Below are 20742 nucleotides of genomic sequence, written 5' to 3'. Positions count from 1 at the left end.
CGTTGAACCAACACTTCTCCCCCATGCTCCGATTCCTGTCCGCTTTCCTGATCGCCTGCACCGTCCTGCTGTCGCCCGCGCGCGCGGACGAGGATTTCCTCCCGCCCGAACAGGCTTTCAAATTCTCCGCCCGCATGCTGGATCCGCATACGGCCGAGGTCAGCTACGCGATCGCCGACGGCTACTACATGTACCGCGAGCGCTTCAAGTTCGCCGCCGCTGGCGCGCAGCTCGGCGAAGCGCAGATCCCGCCCGGCAAGGTCAAGTTCGACGACACTTTCCAGAAGGAGGTCGAGACCTATCACAAGGGCGTGGCGATCCGGATTCCGGTGCGGGGCGACGGACCGTTCACGCTGACCGCCACCGGCCAGGGCTGCGCAGATAAAGGCTTGTGCTACCCGCCGCAGGACGCGACCATCCGCCTGGTGGCCGGCAATGGCGGCGGGGCAGGGCAGTCGCAGCCGCAGATGAGCCTGCCGCCCGGCCAGTCCGGCACCGGTTCGCCCGGTTCGACCCCGGCCGCCGAGGGCGGGCCCTCGTTCACGCTGCCGGGCCAGCCGCTGCCGTCCGCCGCTTCACAGCCAGCCCAGGCCGACATCCCGGCCGCCGCGGCACCGGCGCCCGCGGCCGCATCCGCAGCCCCGTCTGCGCCGACCGCCGCGGCGACCGGCAGGTCCGCACCTTCCGAACTGTCCGGCATCGCCGCCCTGCTGCAGGGCGGCCGCCTGCTCGCCATCGTCCCCGCCTTCATCCTGCTCGGCCTCGGCCTGGCGTTCACGCCCTGCGTGCTGCCGATGGTGCCGATCCTGTCCTCGATCATCGTCGGCGAGGGCCGGCAAGCCGGGCGCGCGCGCGGCTTCGTGCTGTCGCTCTCGTATTCGCTGGGCATGGCGATCGTCTACACCGTGCTGGGCGTGGCCGCCGGCCTGCTCGGCGAAGGGCTCGCCGCGGCCCTGCAGAACCCCTGGGTGCTGGGCACGTTCGCGCTGCTGATCGCGGCAATGTCACTGTCGATGTTCGGCGTGTTCCAGCTGCAGGTGCCGGCCGCCCTGCAGACCCGCCTGGCCGACGCTTCCGGGCGCCAGGCGTCGGGCAAGCTGGCCGGCGTGTTCGCGATGGGCGCGATCTCGGCCCTGATCGTGGGCCCCTGCGTGGCCGCGCCGCTGGCCGGCGCCCTGGTCTACATCAGCCAGACCCGCGACGTGCTGGTCGGCGGCGCCGCCCTGTTCGCGATGGCGATCGGGATGAGCATTCCGCTGCTGCTGGTGGGCGTGTCGGCCGGCTCGCTGCTGCCGCGCGCCGGCCTGTGGATGGAAGCGGTGAAGCGTTTCTTCGGCGTGCTGATGCTGGCGATGGCGCTGTGGATGGTGGCGCCGGTGCTGCCGGGCCTGGTCCAGATGCTGTTGTGGGCGGCGCTGCTGCTCGGCTATGGCTTCTATCTGCTGCGCGCCACCGGCAAGCCGCGCCACTGGGCCGCGATGGCCCTCGGCGCGGCGTTTGCGGTGTTCGGCGCGACCCAACTGGTCGGCGTCGCCAGCGGCGCGCGCGACCCGCTGGCGCCGCTGGCGCGCTTTACCGGCGGCGCACCGGCCCAGCCGCTGGCCTTCACGCGCATCAAGACCGTCGAACAGCTCGATGCCGCGCTGGCAGCCACGAACGGCAAGACCGCCATGCTCGACTTCTATGCCGACTGGTGCGTGTCCTGCAAGGAGATGGAAAAGCTGACCTTCGTCGACCCGGCCGTCAAGGCGCGGCTGGCGGATACGGTGCTGCTGCAGGTGGACGTGACCGCCAACGACGCGGCCGACCGCGCGATGCTGAAGCGCTTCGGGCTGTTCGGGCCGCCGGGGATCATCCTGTTCGACCGGGCGGGGAGGGAGATTCCGGATGGGCGGGTGATTGGGTATCAGGACAGCCAGAAGTTCCTGGCTTCGCTGGGAAAGCTGCGATAACCGTCGTTACCGCAAGATACACGTCGCCCCCGCGCAGGCGGGGGCCCAAGTTGACGTTGAATGCGTTTCGATCGTTCACGCAGAACTTGGGTCCCCGCCTGCGCGGGGACGACGTTCACAAGCTAGCGGCCAGTTCAACCGCGCGCCGTATCCCCACGCTGCTGGCCGCCATGCTGCCAGCCGCCATGGCCGCCATGGCGCCCGAAGTGCGACTGCATGCGCGCGGTCTTTTCGTCGAAGACCTTCTTCTGGTCCGCCGACAGCACCGAGTAGAAGGTGTTCAGGGCGGCCAGGCGCTGTTCCATCGCGGCCGTGCGCGCTTTCTGGCGCTCGAGCATCTTCTCGGCGCGCTGCGGGGCGCTCAGGCCGGCCCAGGCGGCGCGGTCGCCGCGTTGGCCGTCGGCGCGGTGGGCCGGCTTCATCGAGGCCACGAAGGCGTTCCAGGCGTTTTCCTGGGCCGGCGTGATCTTCAGGTCGTCGTGCAGCCTGGCGACGCGCTGGGCCCGCATCTGTTCGCGCTTGGCCGCGAACTCCGCGTGCCTGGCCTGGCGCTCTTCCTTGCTCAGGTGCGCCTTCGGATGGGCGTCGGGAGCCTGGGTTTGCGCCTGGGCGCCGATCATCGCGCCGCCCAGAGACAGCGCGGCCAGTCCGGTGAAGAGGGTTTTGCGTAAGGTGTTCATCTCTTGTGTCCTAGTCAGGTTATGTGGCGGCTGCCACAGTGAAACCATCATCGGTGAAAGATGTAAGCCCAGCGTGTCCGCTATCTCGCCCTTTGTATCAATTTGTTTCCTTGCACCATACTTATACATACCGATACAAAGTGGCTGTTCAGGGGCGCGCCAAGTCTGGATAATGTGATGTCATGGATAATCCCTCTACCATTCTGATTGTCGACGACGACCGCGACATCCGCTCGCTGCTGGCCGATTACCTGGAAGCGAACGGCTACCGCGCGCTGGCTGCCGCCGACGGCAATGCGATGTGGAAGATACTGGACGAGTCGCGCCCCGACCTGATCGTGCTCGACCTGAACCTGCCGGGCGACGACGGCCTGACCCTGTGCCGCAAACTGCGCGCCACGTCGACCCTGCCGGTGATCATGCTGACCGCCCGCAACGAGCCGCTCGACCGCATCCTCGGCCTCGAGATGGGCGCCGACGACTACCTGCCGAAACCCTTCGAGCCGCGCGAACTGCTGGCGCGCATCCGCAGCGTGCTGCGCCGCAGCCACGCGATGCCGCCGAACTCCCAGACCGAGAACGTGCAGCAGATGAAGTTCTCCGGCTGGACCCTGGACCTGACCGCGCGCCACCTGGTCAATCCGCAGGGCGTGATCATCATGCTGTCGGGCGCCGAGTTCCGCCTGCTGCGCGTGTTCCTCGAACATCCGAACCGCGTGCTGAACCGCGACCAGCTGCTGAACCTGACCCAGGGCCGCGACGCCGATCCCTTCGACCGCTCGATCGACATCCAGATCAGCCGCCTGCGCCAGAAGCTGGGCGAGGACGCGCGCATGCCCCAGATTATCAAGACGGTCCGTAACGGCGGCTACGTGCTGGCCGGCCAGGTGAGCGTGGAGCCCAGCGCGTGAAGGCATTCTTCGGCTCGATGACGGGCCGCGTGTTCATTACCCTGCTGCTGGGCGTCCTGCTGACCGCCGCACTGACCCAGCTGGTGGCGGACGCCGAACGCGCGCGCGTCATCGACGAGTTCCGCGACCTGCATTCGCTGGACCGCGCCGAACAGCTGATCATGGCGACCGAGATCGTCCCCGAATCCGCGCGCAGCGCCTACCTGCAGGTGGCGAACCGTCCCGGCATGCGCCTGGAAGCGGCGGCTGCGGCCCTGCCGGCCCTGGCCCCGGCGCCGACCGAATTCACCCAGCTGCTGGCGGCGCGCATGAACAAGAGCGCCAGCACGCGCCCGTACCGCCTGCAGTCGATGGCGGCGCGTCCCGAGTCGTGCGCGACCGCGCGCGAGCAGTCGGTGCTGTTCGGCCTGTTGCGCATGAAGTGGCGCGGCACCTGCGAAAGCATCCTGGTCGGCCTGCGCGACGGCACGCCGCTGATCCTGTCGGTCCTGCCGCCGCGCTCGGCCGTGATGCCCGAGCGCACCGACTACCGCGGCACCATCTCGCTGTTCCTGGTCAGCATCGGCTTCCTGGCCTACCTGGTGGCGCGCATGACCACCCGTCCGCTCAAGCAGCTGGCCCAGGCCGCGAAGGACCTCGGCAACGACATCAACCACCCGCCGCTCGACCTGACCGGCGCCGACGAGATCCGCCAGGCCAGCGCCGCCTTCAATGCGATGCAGGCGCGGATCCGCCAGTACATCTTCCAGCGCACCCAGATGCTGGCCGCGATCACCCACGACCTGCAGACCCCGCTCACGCGCATGCGCCTGCGCCTGGAGAAGGTCGGCGAGGAAGAGCTGCGCCAGCGCCTGATCGGCGACCTGTCGGCGATGCAGGCGATGGTGCGCGAAGGCCTGGACCTGGCGCGCAGCATGGACACCACCGAGACCATGCAGATGCTGGACCTGGATTCGCTGCTCGATTCGGTGTGCGCCGACGCCGCCGACGCCAGCCAGCGCGTCACCCTGAGCGGCACCGCCAACATGGCGCTGCTGGGCCGTCCGATGGACCTGCGCCGCTGCCTGGTCAACCTGATCGACAACGCCGTCAAGTACGGCCAGTCGGCCAAGGTGACGGTCGACCGCATCAACGGCGCGGCGCGGATCCGCATCCGCGACGGCGGCCCCGGCATCCCGCCGGACGAGCTGGCGCGCGTATGCGACCCGTTCTACCGCGTCGAAGGCTCGCGCTCGCGCGAATCGGGCGGCACCGGCCTGGGCCTGACGATCGCCCGCAACATCGCCGAGCAGCACGGCGGCAGCATCGCGCTGGCGAATCACCCGGACGGCGGCCTCGAAGCAACGCTCATGCTGCCGGAGTTTTACCCAGGGAAGTAATATCAGGGTCATGCCGATGTGCGAAAATCGCCCGGGAGACCCACGTCTCATCCTCATCATTATAAAAACGAAGCCGCCGGCACTGGCGGCACAGGGAGTGGAATGAAAAAGCATCATCTCGGCGCCATTGCCGCCGTCATCATCGTTGCCGGCATCGGCGGCTGCAGCCAGGAGAAGGAAGGCGCGAACGCCGGCGCCGCCAACGCCGCCAAGGGCAAGGGCGGCCCGCCGCCCGCGGTCGTCAACGTGGTGGCCCCGCAACGCCGAGACGTGCCGGTGGTCCAGCAGGCCAACGGCACCGTGACCCCGATCCGCACCGTCGACCTGCACCCGCAGACCACGGCCACCATCCGCCAGGTCCACATCAAGGAAGGCCAGTTCGTGAAGGCCGGCGAGCTGCTGTTCTCGCTCGACGACCGCGCCGACCGCGCCAACCAGGACAAGGCCCAGGCCCAGGTCGAGCGCGACCGCGCCCAGCTGGCCGACCTCGAACGCCAGTACAAGCGCAGCCAGGAGCTGTTCGCGCAGAAGTTCATCGCCCAGAGCGCGGTCGACACCCTGAAGGCCCAGGTCGACCAGGCCCGCGCGACGCTGCAGTCGGACAGCGCGGCGGCGCGCGCGGCCGGCGTGAGCACCAGCTACACCGCGATCCGCGCGCCGATGTCCGGCCGCGTCGGCGGCATCGCCGTCTATCCGGGCAGCCTGGTGCAGCCGGCCACCTCGCTCACCACGATCACCCAGCTCGACCCGATCACGATCGCCTTCACGCTGCCGGAATCGAGCCTGCCGGCCCTGCTGGCGGCGCAAAAGCGTGGCAAGGTCGAGGTGCAGGCCATCCCGGGCGCCGGCATGGCGCCGGTCACCGGCACCCTGAGCTTCATCGACAACACCGTCGACCCGAGCGCCGGCACCATCAAGGTCAAGGCCGAATTCGCGAACCGCGACACCACGCTGTGGCCGGGCCAGTACGTGAACACCAGGGTCACCGTGCAGACCATCAGGGACGCCGTGGTGGTGCCGCAGAACGCGATCATCACCAACGCCCAGGGCACCTACGTGTATGTGCTGGACAAGGATCACTCTGCGCGCCAGGTGCCGGTGCAGCGCCTGTACGGGGCCGGTACCGACGCCGCCGTCAGCGGACTGACCGGCGCCGAGCAGGTCATCACCGAGGGCAAGCAGAACGTGCGCCCAGGCGGCAAGGTGCGCCTCGCATCGGAAATGGGAAAAGGCGGTGACGGCGGACAGAAAGCCGGCGACGGCAGGAAGGGCGGGGCCGCATGAACCTCTCCGAATTATGCATCCGCCGGCCGATCATGGTGGTGCTGCTGTCGATCAGCCTGATCCTGGTCGGCGTGCTGGCCTACATGCACATCCCGGTCGCGGCGCTGCCCAGCTATAACACCCCGGTCATCAACGTCAACGCCAACCTGTCGGGCGCCAGCCCGGAGATCATGGCGTCGTCGGTCGCGCTGCCGCTCGAGAAGCAGTTCTCGACCATCGCCGGCATCAACCTGATCACCTCGACCAGCACCCAGGGCAATACCTCGCTGACGCTGGAATTCGACAACTCGATCGACGTGAACCGCGCCGCGGTCGACGTCCAGGCCGCGCTGCTGGCGGCCCAGCGCCAGCTGCCGCAGGAGATGACGGACCTGCCGTCCTACCGCAAGGTCAACCCGGCCGACGCGCCGGTGCTGTTCATGACCATGACCTCGCCGTCGATGAACCTGTCGGAGCTGAACGACTACGCCGAAAACCTGGTGTCGCCGGCGATTTCGACCCTGCCGGGCGTGGCCCAGGTGTCGGTCAACGGCGGCAAGAAGTTCGCCGTGCGCGTGCGCGCCAAGACCGACCTGATGAACGCGCGTAACCTGACGATGGACGAACTGGCGGCTTCGCTGCGCACCGCCAACTCGAACGCGGCGCTCGGCGTGCTGGACGGCCCGCAGCAGACGCTCACCATCCAGGGCCCGCCGCAGATGATGAAGGCGGCCGACTTCGCCGAGCTGATCGTCGCTGTCCGCGACGGCCAGCCGGTGCGCCTGAAGGATGTCGCCACCGTCGAGGACAGCTACCAGTCGACCAAGGCCTACGGCGCCTACAACGGCGAGCGCGCCATCGTGCTGCTGGTGCAGCGCCAGCCGGACGCCAACACCGTCGCCGTGGTCGACCACGTGCGCAACCTGCTGCCGCGCTTCCAGTCGCAGCTGCCGGCCTCGATCAAGATCAACCTGGTCAACGACCGCTCGAAGTCGATCCGCGAAGCGATCCACGACGTGAACTTCACGCTGGCGCTGACCGTCGGCCTGGTGGTGCTGGTGATCTTCCTGTTCCTGCACCGCGTCTCGGCGACCTTCATCCCGGCCATCACGATGCCGATCTCGCTGCTGGGCGCCCTGAGCCTGCTGTACGCCTTCGGCTACAGCCTCGACAACATCTCGCTGCTCGGCATCACGCTGGCGGTCGGCCTGGTGGTCGACGACGCGATCGTGGTGCTGGAGAACATCGTGCGCCACATCGAGATGGGCAAGAAGCCGCTGCGCGCTTCCCTCGAGGGCGCGCGCGAGATGGGCTTCACCATCATCTCGATCTCGATCTCGCTGGTGGCGGTCTTCATTCCGATCTTCTTCATGCCGGGCGTGATCGGCCTGCTGTTCCACGAATTCGCGGTGATCGTCGGCCTGGCGATCCTGGTGTCGGCGGTGGTCTCGCTGACCCTGGTGCCGATGCTGTCCTCGCGGTTGCTGCCTGCTCATGAGCCAAATGCGGGCCACGGCCCGCACGAAGAAAAGAGCTTCATCGGCCGCCACTTCGAAGCCGGTTTCACGAAAGTCCGCAACGCCTACGAGAAGACGCTCGACCTGGCGCTGCGCTTCCGCTTCGTGGTGCTGATGATCGCCTTCGGCACCTTCGCGCTGACGGTGCTGCTGTACACGACCATCCCAAAAGGCTTCTTCCCGGAAGAGGACATCGGCCAGCTGCGCGTGTCCACCGAAGCCGCCGAAGACATCTCGTCCAGCGCCATGCAGGCGCTGCACGCCCAGGTCGCAGCCGCGATCCAGGCCGATCCGGCGGTGCAGGACACGACCGCGTTCTCGGGCGGCGGCAACAACGGCCGCATGTTCGTGGTGCTCAAGCCGCGCGACCAGCGCGACAAGATGCCGCAGGTGATGGAGCGCTTGCGCAAGGCCACCCGCAAGATCGCCGGCATCAACGTCTACATGGCGCCGGTGCAGAACCTGCAGCTGGGCGGCCGCCAGTCGAAGAGCCGCTACCAGTACACGCTGCAGAGCGTGTCGGGCGCGGACATCGGCCAGTGGGCCAACGAGTTCATGGAACGCATGCGCAACAACCCGCTGTTCCGCGACGTCACCAGCGACACCCAGGAAAAGGGCCTGCAGGCGACCCTCGACATCGACCGCGACAAGGCCAACCTGCTGGGCGTGCAGCTGGGCGACGTGCGCACCGCGCTGTACGCCGCCTTCGGCGAGCGCCAGGTATCGACCATCTACTCGACCGCGGCCAGTTACTACGTGATCCTGGAAACCGCCAACGAAGACCGCCAGTTCGAGGACGCGCTGTCGCGCCTGTCGGTGCGCAGCAAGACCGGCCAGCTGGTGCAGCTGTCCAGCCTGGCCATCGTGAAGCGCACGGTCGGCCCGATCGCCGTCAACCACCAGGGCCAGCTGCAGGCGATCACGCTGTCCTTCAACCTGGCGCCGGACGCCCCGCTGGGCGACGCCACCGCGGCGATCGAGCAGATGGGCCGCGACATGAAGCTGCCGGCCTCGATCATCACGAAATACGGCGGCGACGCGGCGGTGTTCCAGGACTCGCAGTCGAGCCAGCTGATCCTGATCATCGCGGCGGTGGGCGTGATCTACGTCCTGCTGGGCGTGCTGTATGAAAGCTTCATCCACCCGATCACGATCCTGGCCGGCCTGCCGTCGGCGGCCGTGGGCGCGCTGCTGACCCTGCGGCTGTTCAACATGGACCTGACCATGATCGCCATGATCGGCATCCTGATGCTGATCGGTATCGTGAAGAAGAACGCGATCATGATGATCGACTTCGCCCTGGACGCCCAGCGCAACCAGGGATTGAGCCCGGAACAGGCGATCCGCGAGGCCTGCATCCTGCGCTTCCGCCCGATCCTGATGACGACCCTGGCTGCGCTGATGGGCGCGCTGCCGATCGCCCTCGGCCTGGGCGCCGGCGCCGAGCTGCGCCAGCCGCTCGGCCTGGCGGTGTGCGGCGGCCTGATCTTCTCGCAGGTCATCACACTGTACATCACCCCGGTGATCTACCTCTACCTCGACCGCTACAGCGGCAAGGGGCCGATGACCGACGGGCACCTGGAGCAACTGGAGCAAGCGCCTCACCACGAGGCGCCGCAGGTCGTCCTGACCAAGGCCGCGTAATTCGGTGCGTGGGCACGGTGTGCCCACCCTACGTGCAACATGATTCGTAGGGTGGGCATCACGTGCCCGCGTTTATCTACCGGCCATCTGTCGCGCCGCGGATACATTCTGTAACAACCATCAATCCGACCAGCTTGTAAGCTGTTAGCGAAGGTCCAACAAACATGTGCTGCTAACCCAAAACAGGTTAGACTGCGGCCCTCGGACCATTCTTTGCTACTTCCCGGAAAGTTGTACGATTATCTTGCGTGACCATTCCCATATCCCGCTGGAAGACAGCGATGTCTGCGCACATTGCGGCCAAGCGCTGCCTGGACGGAAAGTGGTCACTTACGGACAAAAGGGGGCGAACCGAACCGGCCTGATCGTCACGATCGCCCTGCACCTGCTGCTGGTGGCGGTCTGGCTGTTCCAGCCGAAGGCCGAGCGCCACGCACCGCCGAAGGCCGGCCAGGCCGTCGTCTGGCTGCCGCCCCTGAAACCGAACAAGCCCACCCCGCAGGCCGAGCAGCCGGCGCCCAAGCAGAGCGCGACTACCCTGCCGCCGATGCCGAAGCTCACGCAGCCGCGCATTGTGGTGCCGCGCCTGCCGGACACGATCACCTTGCCGAACGAAAAGCCGGTCGAGCAGCCCAAACCGCAGCCGAAGGAAGAAACCAGGCTGCAGCCGGACGAAACCGACATGGCGGCCTTCATCGAAAAGCGCCGCCAGGCGCGCGGCGCCCGCAGCGAGCAGCCGGCCGAGGAAAGCGACGCCCAGCGCGGCATGCGCAACGCGATGGCGAACATTGCCGCCATCAATGGCCGCGGCGGCCAGGATCCGAACGAGACCGGCGGCGTGTTCAGCGTCACCAACAAGACCTTCAGCCGCGCCGACCTGAAGTTCCGCGGCTGGAACCCGAACTTCAAGCGGCGCTGGCTGACGGCCGTGACGGTCGAGCGCGGCAGCGATCCGGACATCGAGACCGCGATCGTCAGGAAGATGATCGAGCTGATCCGCAAGGAAAAGACCGGCGACTTCGAATGGGATTCGCACCGCCTGAACAAGGTGGTGACGCTGTCGGCAAGGCCGGCGGATACGAAGGAGCTGACCGACTTCCTGTACAAGGAAATGTTCCCGGATTACAAACCGCCGAGATAACAAAAAACCGCGCTCCGGCGCGGTTTTTTATTATTTAACTTGGCTGAACAATCAAGCCATGGCCTTCAGGCGCCGCGCCACATCCAGCGCAAAATACGTCAGCACGCCATCGGCCCCGGCGCGCTTGAACGCCATCATGGTCTCGAGGATGATCTTGTCCGGATCCAGCCAGCCGTTCTGGAAGGCGGCCTGCAGCATCGCATATTCGCCGCTGACCTGGTAGGCGAAGGTCGGCACCTTGAACTCGTCCTTTACGCGGCGCACCACGTCCAGGTAGGGCATGCCGGGCTTGACCATCACCATGTCGGCGCCCTCGGCGATGTCGAGCGCCACTTCGCGCAGGGCTTCGTCGCTGTTGGCCGGGTCCATCTGGTAGGTTTTCTTGTCGGCCTTGCCCAGGTTGGCGCTCGACCCCACCGCATCGCGGAACGGGCCGTAGTAGCCGGAGGCGTACTTGGCCGAGTAGGCCATGATGCGGGTGTGGATGAATTCCTTTTCTTCCAGCGCCATGCGGATCGCGCCGATGCGGCCGTCCATCATGTCCGACGGCGCGATGATGTCGACGCCGGCTTCGGCCTGGGCCATGGCCTGGCGGGTCAGCATGGCGATTGTCTTTTCGTTGACGATGTAGCCGTTCTCGTCCGGCAGGCCGTCCTGGCCGTGGGTCGTGTACGGGTCGAGGGCGACGTCCGTCATGATGCCCAGTTGCGGGAAGTTGCGCTTCAGTTCACGGACTGCGCGCGGCACCAGGCCGTCCGGGTTGGTCGCTTCGACGCCGTCATAGGTCTTCAGCGAGGCGTCGACCATCGGGAACAGGGCCAGTACCGGAATCCCCAGGACCACGCATTCCTCCGCGACCTTCATCAGGAGGTCGACCGAGAGGCGCTCCACGCCCGGCATCGAGGCCACCTGCTGGCGCTGGTTCTGGCCGTCGAGGATGAACACCGGGTAGATCAGGTCCGACGCGGTGACGGTGTTCTCGCGCATCAGGGCGCGCGAGAACGGGTCGCGGCGCATGCGGCGCATGCGCACGCCAGGGTACTGGCCAGGGGTAATGATCGGCATATCTTGTCCTCGGAAAGAGTGAAAGCAGAGGTTCAGAGCGGAGCGTCCTGCGGGGCCTCGCCGTCTTCTTCGTCTTGCAGGCCCAGCAGTTCGATGATCTTGTCGTTCGCTTCGTCGATGCCCACCCGCTTCAGGGCCGAAAACAGCTGCACGGTGAAGGGGAAGCCGTTGCCTTCCTCGTCCACGTAGCTGTCCAGCACCTGCTGCGCCTGGCGCAGCGCGTTGGTGGATTCGTTGCGGTTCAGTTTATCGACCTTGGTCAGGATGCAGTGGATCGGCTTGCCGGTCGGGGCGAACCATTCCAGCATCTGGATGTCGAGTTCGGTGAACGGGCGGCGCGAATCCATGATCAGGACCAGGGCCGCCAGCTGTTCGCGGCGCTGCACGTAGTCGCCCAGCAGCTTCTGCCAGTGCAGCTTGGCGTCGCCCGACACTTCCGCGTAGCCATAGCCGGGCAGGTCGACCAGCAGGGCCTGGATCTCGTCGACATTGGTCGGGTCCTTGCGGTGCATGGCCACGTGCGCGCCGCCGATCGAGAAGAAGTTGATGTGCTGGGTGCGGCCCGGCGTCTTGGACGCGAAGGCGAGGCCCTTCTGGTTGGTCAGGATATTGATCGCCGTCGACTTGCCCGCGTTGGAGCGTCCGGCGAAAGCGATTTCCGGCACCTGCGTGCGCGGCAGGTCGCGCAGCTGGTTGACGGTCGTGAAGAAGCGGGCTTGCCAGAGTTTGGACATGGGCGGGTGCAGTTGGTTGGAGCGAAAAAGACAACAAAAGAGGCGGTTCGGAAACAAAGCTATTGTACAATAGGGAGTTACCTGTCGTCGGCAAGCAAGAGCGCCTAACAAAACCCGCATGGCGGCGTTGCACCGTCTCGCCGTACTAGCGTACTGTCTTCGACGGTGCGCCTTGCCCTGCAGGCTTTGTTAGGCGCTCTTCCGGTGGCAGGACACGAGCATGGCCGCTGCACTGTACGCAAGAATTATCGTTTTAATTTTTTCAGGGTGCTTGAATGAATCGTGTGTTTTCCCCGGCCGCCGGTGCGGCAATCGTAAAGTCCTTGCTGCTCGCGACCCTGGTGTTCGCCAGCAGCGCCCAAGCCGCCGACGCGGTCCACGGCTCCGCTCCGAAAGCCGACCCTGCCAAGGGCGGCTCCTTGTACGACACCGGCGACAACGCACGCGGCCTGCCGGCCTGCGCTTCCTGCCACGGCGCCGGCGGCAACTCCACCATCGTCGCCAATCCCAAGCTGGCCGGGCAGGCCGAAGCCTACATCCACAAGCAGCTGGTCGACTTCACCACCCCGAACCGCCAGCAGCCGGTGATGACCACCTACGCCAAGATGCTGAGCGACGAAGAGAAGACCAATATCGCCGCCTGGCTGTCGACCCAGCAACCGAAGCAGGGCGCGGCGCGCAACAAGGACACCATCGAACTGGGCCGCAAGATCTACCGCGGCGGCATCGCCGACCGCGGCGTGGCCGCCTGCGCCAGCTGCCACGGCGCCACCGGTTCGGGCATCCCGGCCCAGTATCCGCGCCTGGCCGGCCAGCACCAGGATTACACGATCAACCAGCTGCAAGCCTTCAAGACCGGTGCGCGCAACAACAGCCCGCAGATGGGCGCCCTGGCCAAGCGCATGTCGGACGAGGAAATGAAAGCCGTTGCCGACTACATCGCCGGCCTGAAGTAAGGTTTGAAGCAAACGGGCGCCTGCGCCCGCCAGGAAATCGATGAGCACCACGGGAATTGAACTGAAAACGCGCCGCCGCGGCCTGGCCGAGGCGGTCGAGCTGGTGTCGTCGATGCGCTTCGCGATCGGTTTGCTGGTGATGCTGGCGATCGCCGCCATCATCGGCACGGTCATGAAACAGAACCAGGCCGCGCCGGACTACGTCAACCAGTTCGGCCCGTTCTGGTTCGAGATCTTCCGCAAGCTCGGCCTGTACACCGTCTACAGCGCCTGGTGGTTCCTGCTGATCCTGGCGATCCTGATCGTCTCCACCAGCCTGTGCATCGCGCGCAATGCGCCGAAGATGATGCGCGACATGCGCAGCTGGCGCGAAAGCGTGCGCGAGGACTCGCTGCGCAACTTCCACCACAAGAGCGAATGGACCGCCGGCGGCAGTGCGGTGGCGCTGGCCAGCCAGACCGCCCGGCGCCTCGCCGACGCCGGCTACCGCGTGAAACTGGTCGACAAGCCGAACGGGGTGCTGGTGGCGGCCAAGAAGGGCGCCGGCAACAAGTTCGGCTACATCTTCGCGCACTCGGCGATCGTCATCATCCTGCTGGGCGGCCTGCTCGATTCCGACCTGACCATTCGCTTCCAGCAATGGTTCATGGGCAAAACGCCATATACGGGCGGCGGCCTGATCGCACAGATCCCGCCCCGGCACCGGCTCGGCCTGGGCAACCCCAGCTACCGCGGCAACACCATGATTCCGGAAGGCCAGGATAGCGCCAGCGCCATCCTGCAGCAGGCGAACGGCGTGCTGATCCAGGAACTGCCGTTCACGATCCACCTGAACAAATTCATCGTCGACTTCTATTCGACCGGCATGCCCAAGCTGTTCGCCAGCGAAGTCACGATCCGCGACCACGAGACCGGCAAGACCTTCCCGGCCAGCATCAAGGTCAACCAGCCGCTGATCTACCGCGGCGTGGCGATCTACCAGTCCGGCATCGAGGACGGCGGCAGCAAGCTCAAACTCACCGGCTACCCGATGACGGGCGCGTCGGATAAACCCTTCGCGATCGAGGGCGAGGTCGGCAACGCGACCGAACTGAAGCAGGGCAGCGAGCCCTACACCGTCGAGTGGTCGGGCTTCCGCGCCTTCAACGTCGAGAACACGAAGGAAGGCCAGGACGTACGCGACGTCAAGAAGGCGGAATCGCTGGACGCGCAACTGGCCCGCACCCTGTCCCAGCACACGGGCTCGGCCGCCAAGAACGCCAACAACAAGGACCTCAGGAATGTCGGCCCGAGCGTGCAGTACAAGCTGCGCGACAAGACCGGCCAGGCGCGCGAGTTCATGAACTACATGCAGCCGGTGACGCTCGAAGGGGCCGAGGTCTACCTGGCCGGCGTGCGCAGCAATCCGGGCGACCCGTTCAGCTTCCTGCGCATTCCCGCCGACGACCGGCACGGCGTGCGCGAATGGATGCGCCTGCGCGCCGCGCTGGCCGACCCCAGCCTGCGCGAGGAGGCCGCGCGCCGCTATGCCGAGCGCGCCATGCCGCAGGCAAGGAACGACGCGGCCCTGGCGCGCCAGCTGCAGGAATCGGCGGCCAAGACGCTGGCGATCTTTGCCGGCGATGGCAGCAAGGGCGGTTACCTGGCGGTCTCGCAATTCCTCGAACGGATTCCGCCCGCCGAGCAGGAAAAGGCGGCCAATGTCTTCATGAAGATGCTCAACGGCGCGATGTGGGAACTGTGGCAGGCCGCCCATGCGCGCGCGGGCGACGCGCCGATCGAGCCCAGCGAGGCCCATGGCCGCTTCCTGCAACTGGCGACGAACGCCCTGTCGGACAGCTTCTTCTACGGCGCGCCGGTCTACCTGTCGCTCGAGGATTTCACCGAAGTCAAGGCTTCGGTGCTGCAGGTGACGCGCTCGCCGGGCAAGAAAGTGGTCTACCTGGGCTGCCTGCTGCTGGTGCTGGGCATCTTTTCGATGTTCTACATCCGCGAGCGCCGCATCTGGGTGTGGGTGAAGGAACAGGGAAGTGATGCACACGCGCTGATGGCGATGAGCACCCAGCGCAAGACGCTCGACTTCGAGCGCGAGTTCGAGGATTTGAAGACCAGGCTGCCGCAATCGGCGGAAATCGGCGTAAGCTAGGCCAGGTACCGGAGAGAGGACTTATGTCGCAAGCAACCCAACCCCCCAGCACTTCGTCGTCGTCGCCCGCGCAGGCTGCGTACACCCAGCCGCCCGGCTTCTTCAAGCGCCTGGGCGCCATCGACTGGCTGTACGGCGCCGGCCTGCTGGCGGCTGCGCTGTTCGCGCTGCAGCGCTACGGCAGCTTCATGGACGTCTACGAACAGGCGATCCTGGTGCTGGCCGCGCCTACCTTCGCCCTGCTGGGCTGGCACTGGAAACCGGTGCGCTGGCTGATTCCGCTGATCGCCGTGCTGTCGCTGTGGGGCGTGTCGCTGTACGGCGGTGCGCTCGACGCCGCCAACCAGAAATTCTTCCTCAAGTACATGCTGTCGAGCCAGTCCGCGATCCTGTGGATGAGCGCGCTGTTCGTGTTCTCGACCGTGTTCTACTGGATCGGGCTGCTTGCGCGCTCGCCGTTCGGCGCCAGCGTCGGCTCCAAGCTGTGCTGGGCCGCCGTGGTGCTGGGCTTTACCGGCATGATGGTACGCTGGTACGAGTCCTACCTGATCGGCGCCGACGTCGGCCATATCCCGGTGTCGAACCTGTACGAAGTCTTCATCCTGTTCTCGATGATCACGGCGCTGTTCTACCTGTACTACGAACAGCGCTACGCGACCCGCCAGCTGGGCCCGTTCGTGCTGCTGGTGATCTCGGCCGCGGTCGGCTTCCTGCTGTGGTACACGGTGGCGCGCGACGCCGCCGAGATCCAGCCGTTGGTGCCGGCCCTGCAGAGCTGGTGGATGAAGATCCACGTGCCGGCCAACTTCATCGGCTACGGCACCTTCGCGCTGGCGGCCATGGTCGGCAGCGCCTACCTGCTCAAGTCGCACGGCATCCTGGCCGACCGCCTGCCGTCGCTGGAAGTGCTGGACGACGTGATGTACAAGTCGATCTCGGTCGGCTTCGCCTTCTTCACGGTGGCGACCATCCTCGGCGCGCTGTGGGCGGCCGAGGCCTGGGGCGGCTACTGGTCCTGGGACCCGAAGGAAACCTGGGCCCTGATCGTCTGGCTGAACTATGCGGCCTGGCTGCACATGCGCCTGATGTCCGGCCTGCGCGGCCGCGCCGCCGCCTGGTGGGCCCTGATCGGCCTGGTCGTGACGACTTTCGCTTTCCTGGGCGTGAACATGTTCCTGTCCGGGCTCCATTCGTACGGCAAGCTGTAAAACAGTGCGTTGGGCGGCTGAATCCCGGCAAATAGTGTAAGGTTGATATGTCGGGCGCAACGTGTGCGCCCGGCGCGCTTTGCGGGAGCCAGCCATGCTGATCAAACGAAACCCGAACGGCATCGACTTGCCGTTCCCATCCGAAATTACGCCGCGCGAGGTCTACGAAGGCCGACGCCAATTCATCGCCCGGATCGCGGCCACGGCCGCGGTCGGCTCCTCGCTGTGGGAACTGGCCAACCGCGAAGCCTTCGCACAAACGACGCCGGCGCAAAAGCTGGCCGCCGCCCGCAACGCCGCCTTCTCGACCACGGAAAAGCAGACCTCGTTCGAGGACGCGACCCACTACAACAACTACTACGAATTCGGCACCGATAAATCGGATCCGGCCCAGAACGCGCACACCCTGCGCACGCGGCCGTGGACGGTGCAGATCGACGGCGAGGTCAAGAAGCCGCTGACCCTCGACATCGACCGCCTGGTCAAGCTCGCGCCGCTGGAAGAGCGGATCTACCGCCTGCGCTGCGTCGAGGGCTGGTCGATGGTGATCCCGTGGGTCGGCTATTCGCTGGCCAGCCTGATCAAGCAGGTCGAGCCGACCGGCAATGCCAAATACGTGGAATTCACCACCCTGGCCGACAAGCGCCAGATGCCGGGCGTGGGCAGCCGCGTGCTGGAGTGGCCATACGTGGAAGGCCTGCGCATGGACGAAGCCATGCATCCGCTGACCCTGCTCACGGTGGGCATGTACGGCCAGGTGCTGCCGAACCAGAACGGCGCGCCGGTGCGCGTCATCGTGCCCTGGAAGTACGGCTTCAAGTCGGCCAAGTCGCTGGTGCGCATCCGCTTCGTGCGCGACCAGCCGCGCACCGCCTGGAACACGGTCGCGCCCGAGGAATACGGCTTCTATTCGAACGTGAACCCGAATGTCGACCACCCGCGCTGGTCCCAGGCCAGCGAGCGCCGCATCGGCGAAGGCGGCTTCTTCGCGCCGAAGCGCAAGACCCTGATGTTCAATGGCTACGACCAGGTCGCGTCCCTGTATAGTGGGATGGACCTGAAGAAATACTTCTGACGAGGCCAGATGACAAAGAACGCGCCCTCCAGGCCGGCCGTCGGCCCATCGCCGAAGCAGCTCACTGCGATCAAGAGCGTGGTGTTCGTGCTGGCGCTGCTGCCGTTCGCGCGCATCGCCTGGCTGATCGTCAACCAGGTGCCGGTCGAGCCGGTCGAATTCGTCACCCACGGCACCGGCGACTGGGCGCTGTACCTGCTGTGCGCCACCCTCGCCATCACGCCGCTGCGCCGCTTCACCGGCTGGAACTGGCTGATCCGCCTGCGGCGCATGCTGGGCTTGTATACCTTCTTCTACGCCCTGATGCACTTCCTGACCTTCCTGTGGGCCGACCACGACTTCGACTTCGGCGCCATGTGGAAGGACGTGCTGAAGCGTCCCTTCATCACGGTCGGCTTCATCGCCTTCGTGCTGCTGCTGCCGCTGGCCGCGACCAGCACCAACGCCATGATCAAGCGCCTCGGCCGGCGCTGGGCCCAGCTGCACCGCCTGATCTACCTGATCGCGCCGCTGACGATCCTGCATTACTGGTGGATGAAGGCGGGCAAGCACAACTTCGAGCAGCCGATCATCTGGGGCACGGTCGTCGCCGTGCTGCTCGGCCTGCGCGCGTACTGGAGCTGGAGCCGCGCGCGCAGCCTCACCTCATCCAGGTCCATGGGTTCCTGACGTGATGAAGGGACCTACCGCTCTCGGCCTTCTACTGGCACTGGTGCTCGTGCTGGTGCTGGCGGTTTCGCGCTTCCACACCGGCTCGTCGGTCGAGCGCTGCCTGGTGCTGGACGGGCGCTGGAACGAGCAGGCGGCGGCTTGCGCAAGGCAGGCCTGGCCGGAAGACCGGTCGCGCGACAGGGAATAGGAAGGCCGGGCCAAAGGCGGGGCGGCGGCGCCCCGTCGAGAACTGGCCCGGCCTGGCCGCCGATTACTGGGGCGGCGCCGGAAACTGGATAACGGGGCCGCTGGGAGTCTGGCCGGGCGGAACGAAAGCCGGGGCCGGATCGCCCACAGGTCCGAGGTGGCGTACGAAACGATAGATGGAGCGCACGTCTTCCTTGTCCATATCGCGCAAGGCGAACCAGGGCATCGGAGGCCGCAGCTTCGTCGTGTGCGCGAACTTCACCCACTCGCTTTCGCTCATCTTGCTCATCGTCAGGCGCAGGTTGGCCGGGTAAGTCGTTCCCCATGGGCCACGAAACCCCAGTCGGTCGCCGAGCAGCCAGTCCTTCTCCGGAACCTTGCCCTCGGATTGCGCATACCCCGCGGTGTGACAGTCATTGCATCCCGCAATCTTGACGAGATAGCGCCCACGCTCGATGGACGCGCCCTTGCTGGCGGCGCCCGCCGACGGCTCGCCCGCTGTCTTGTCGGCAGCGAACGCCGTCATGGGCATGCAAACGGCCAATAGCATCACGCCCCCAGCGGCGCTGGCTGCAAGCGTCTTGTCGATGTCACCGAATCTCATTGTCCCCTCCAGGCCATGCGATGGTTTGCTCTCCACGAGCCATGATAGTTGGCCGTGTCATCGGCACAAGGGACAGGAATCCTGTTTTCATAGGACAGCCGGCCAGATGCCGTAGACACTTGTACTGCCAGGCGGCCGCGCAAACAAGGGCCCGCCCCGCCTAGCGCACCAGCGAACGCGCCGTCGGCTGCAAGCGCAAGGTCTCCGGCGCCCGCTCCATGGCGTGGGCGGCCAACATGGCTTGCCAGCGCTCGTCCGCCGCCAGCGCCTGCACGTGCCTGTCGTACGCCGCCGCACCGTCGAACGCGGCAAAGCTGACGAACACGCGCTCCTTCTCCCGCACCGGAAGCCGTTCGAAAGTGTTTTTGCTTTTATCCGTCACATACTGCGCGAGGATGCGCGCGCCGCGCCGTTCGAGCAGCGGCGCCATGTCGCGCCGGAACGCGGCCGCGAAGCCATCCAGCGAATCGTCGCGCAGGTAGTAGATGGTGGCGACCACCAGCCGGCTGCCCACTGCAGCACCCGCAGCCGGCCGCGCCAGGCCGTCGAGCACGAAGCCGCTGCCGGCGAAGGCGGGATGCAGCAGCAGCACGTTGTCGTTGTCTTCGAGGGTGGCATTCGCCTGGTTGCGCCAGGCCTGCCATACCGGGCCGTAGTAGAAAGCGGTGAGGGCCTCGTGGCGCGCCCGCATGTCCGCGAATCCGCGCACCCACACGAAGCGGTTCGGGGCGTCCAGGTCGCGGAAGGTGGCGGCAATGCGCATGCCGGTCGCTTCCTGGCTTTCGATGAAGCGTTCCTCGAACAGCGCGATGAGCTCGTCGCGCTTGCCGGGATACAGCGTGTACTGGCGCAGTTCGACGACTGGGCAGCAGTCCTGCGCCAGGGCGCCGGCGACGGGGGAGGCGGACAGCGCGCAGGCCAGCGCGGCGCCGGACAGAAGGCGGCGGCTCATGCCTGCCACCCTTGCACGACGGTGACCACGCCGGTGCCCACCAGCAGCAGGCCGACCGCGCGCGTGGCCAGCCCGCTGGCGCCGAGCGAGGCGCCGGCCCGTTGCGCCAGCAGGGCCACGCCGCCGTACACGCCGGCCTGGGTGCCGGCCGTGATCAGGCCCAGGGCGGCGGCCTGCGGCCAGATCGGTCCCTGCGCCGGTTTCAGGAACTGCGGGAACACCGCCAGCATGAACACGTAAGCCTTCGGATTGAGCAGGCAGGTCGCCATCCCTTTCAGGAACACGGACGCGGCCGGCCGCGCGGGGGCGTCCAGGTGGACCCGCAGCGTGGTCGCGCCGGCGCGCGCGAGCTGCCAGCCGATCCAGCCGATATACGCCGCGCCGGCCACCAGCAGCAGGTTGAACAGCGCGGGCCAGAGCTGCACGATGGCGGCCACGCCGAGCGCGCCCATCGCGATGTGGCAGATCCCGCCGGCGACGATGCCCGCCACCGCGGCCAGGCCGGCGCCGCGGCCGCCGACCAGCGCGTTGGCCAGCACATAGGCCATGTCGAGGCCGGGCAGGGCGATGATGCCGAGCACCAGCACGAAATACAGCCACAGCGTGGTACTTCCGTTCATGTTTGCCTCCGTGGTCAAAACGTCACGGTACGCCCGA

18 protein-coding genes are annotated in these 20742 nt (G+C 66.6%); 12 read left to right on the top strand and 6 right to left on the bottom strand.

The features are described from left to right. Positions 1–23: 23 nt before the first annotated feature. Positions 24–1952, top strand: a complete 1929-nt coding sequence (dsbD, locus tag AC3A6M_RS13050; protein ID WP_487853154.1) for a protein-disulfide reductase DsbD — start codon at positions 24–26, stop codon at positions 1950–1952. 134 nt (positions 1953–2086) lie between these two features. Here the strand turns inward: dsbD and AC3A6M_RS13045 are convergent, their stop codons facing one another. Continuing rightward, complete coding sequence (locus AC3A6M_RS13045) at positions 2087–2632, bottom strand: Spy/CpxP family protein refolding chaperone (RefSeq protein ID WP_487853153.1); 546 nt, start codon at positions 2630–2632, stop codon at positions 2087–2089. A 182-nt stretch (positions 2633–2814) separates the two neighbouring features. Between AC3A6M_RS13045 and AC3A6M_RS13040 the strand changes: the two genes are divergently transcribed. From AC3A6M_RS13040 to AC3A6M_RS13020, 5 genes are all read left to right on the top strand, one after another. Beyond that, entirely contained in the window at positions 2815–3543 is a 729-nt protein-coding gene (locus tag AC3A6M_RS13040; RefSeq protein WP_487853152.1) for a response regulator, read from the top strand. Then, the gene (locus tag AC3A6M_RS13035; protein WP_487853151.1) at positions 3540–4922 is read left to right on the top strand and encodes an ATP-binding protein; all 1383 of its coding nucleotides are present in this window, start codon (positions 3540–3542) and stop codon (positions 4920–4922) included. The genes AC3A6M_RS13040 and AC3A6M_RS13035 overlap by 4 nt, the downstream gene beginning before the upstream one ends. A gap of 102 nt (positions 4923–5024) precedes the next feature. Next, complete coding sequence (locus tag AC3A6M_RS13030) at positions 5025–6206, top strand: efflux RND transporter periplasmic adaptor subunit (protein ID WP_487853150.1); 1182 nt, start codon at positions 5025–5027, stop codon at positions 6204–6206. After that, positions 6203–9346 (top strand): efflux RND transporter permease subunit, encoded by a 3144-nt coding sequence (locus tag AC3A6M_RS13025; RefSeq protein WP_487853149.1) that lies wholly within the window; start codon positions 6203–6205, stop codon positions 9344–9346. The genes AC3A6M_RS13030 and AC3A6M_RS13025 overlap by 4 nt, the downstream gene beginning before the upstream one ends. Before the next feature lie 244 nt (positions 9347–9590). Then, positions 9591–10487, top strand: a complete 897-nt coding sequence (locus AC3A6M_RS13020; protein ID WP_487853148.1) for a cell envelope integrity TolA family protein — start codon at positions 9591–9593, stop codon at positions 10485–10487. 51 nt (positions 10488–10538) lie between these two features. On the opposite strand, the gene hemB is transcribed toward AC3A6M_RS13020, so the two are convergent. Together hemB and yihA are read right to left on the bottom strand one after the other, a co-directional pair. Continuing rightward, a complete protein-coding gene (gene hemB / locus AC3A6M_RS13015; RefSeq protein ID WP_487853147.1) occupies positions 10539–11552 on the bottom strand; it encodes a porphobilinogen synthase in 1014 nt (337 codons plus the stop codon). Between the two features lie 32 nt (positions 11553–11584). Next, complete coding sequence (gene yihA, locus AC3A6M_RS13010) at positions 11585–12286, bottom strand: ribosome biogenesis GTP-binding protein YihA/YsxC (RefSeq protein ID WP_487853146.1); 702 nt, start codon at positions 12284–12286, stop codon at positions 11585–11587. Positions 12287–12561: 275 nt separating this feature from the next. Between yihA and AC3A6M_RS13005 the strand changes: the two genes are divergently transcribed. From AC3A6M_RS13005 to AC3A6M_RS12980, 6 genes are all read left to right on the top strand, one after another. Continuing rightward, positions 12562–13242 (top strand): c-type cytochrome, encoded by a 681-nt coding sequence (locus AC3A6M_RS13005; protein WP_487853145.1) that lies wholly within the window; start codon positions 12562–12564, stop codon positions 13240–13242. A gap of 40 nt (positions 13243–13282) precedes the next feature. Continuing rightward, positions 13283–15388, top strand: coding sequence for a cytochrome c biogenesis protein ResB (locus tag AC3A6M_RS13000; protein ID WP_487853144.1), 2106 nt, complete (start codon positions 13283–13285; stop codon positions 15386–15388). A 23-nt stretch (positions 15389–15411) separates the two neighbouring features. Next, complete coding sequence (ccsB, locus tag AC3A6M_RS12995) at positions 15412–16596, top strand: c-type cytochrome biogenesis protein CcsB (RefSeq protein WP_487853143.1); 1185 nt, start codon at positions 15412–15414, stop codon at positions 16594–16596. Between the two features lie 94 nt (positions 16597–16690). After that, on the top strand, positions 16691–17671 hold the full coding sequence (gene msrP / locus AC3A6M_RS12990; protein WP_487853142.1) for a protein-methionine-sulfoxide reductase catalytic subunit MsrP: 981 nt from the start codon (positions 16691–16693) through the stop codon (positions 17669–17671). Positions 17672–17680: 9 nt separating this feature from the next. After that, complete coding sequence (locus AC3A6M_RS12985) at positions 17681–18340, top strand: protein-methionine-sulfoxide reductase heme-binding subunit MsrQ (protein WP_487853141.1); 660 nt, start codon at positions 17681–17683, stop codon at positions 18338–18340. Between the two features lie 4 nt (positions 18341–18344). After that, positions 18345–18530: a hypothetical protein gene (locus AC3A6M_RS12980; RefSeq protein WP_487853140.1), complete on the top strand. Its 186-nt coding sequence runs from the start codon at positions 18345–18347 to the stop codon at positions 18528–18530. Between the two features lie 63 nt (positions 18531–18593). On the opposite strand, the gene AC3A6M_RS12975 is transcribed toward AC3A6M_RS12980, so the two are convergent. The 3 genes from AC3A6M_RS12975 to AC3A6M_RS12965 form a co-directional block, all read right to left on the bottom strand. Next, positions 18594–19133 carry a cytochrome C gene (locus tag AC3A6M_RS12975; protein WP_487853139.1) on the bottom strand — a complete coding sequence of 180 codons (540 nt, stop codon included), beginning with the start codon at positions 19131–19133 and terminating at the stop codon, positions 18594–18596. Positions 19134–19293: 160 nt separating this feature from the next. Continuing rightward, the gene (locus AC3A6M_RS12970) at positions 19294–20085 is read right to left on the bottom strand and encodes an NIPSNAP family protein (RefSeq protein ID WP_487853138.1); all 792 of its coding nucleotides are present in this window, start codon (positions 20083–20085) and stop codon (positions 19294–19296) included. After that, positions 20082–20705 carry a LysE family translocator gene (locus AC3A6M_RS12965; protein WP_487853137.1) on the bottom strand — a complete coding sequence of 208 codons (624 nt, stop codon included), beginning with the start codon at positions 20703–20705 and terminating at the stop codon, positions 20082–20084. The genes AC3A6M_RS12970 and AC3A6M_RS12965 overlap by 4 nt, the downstream gene beginning before the upstream one ends. Positions 20706–20742 lie beyond the last annotated feature (37 nt).

It is taken from the genome of Telluria sp. Soil_C_11, assembly GCF_057657395.1.
This window is presented reverse-complemented; position numbering and strand designations above follow the sequence as displayed.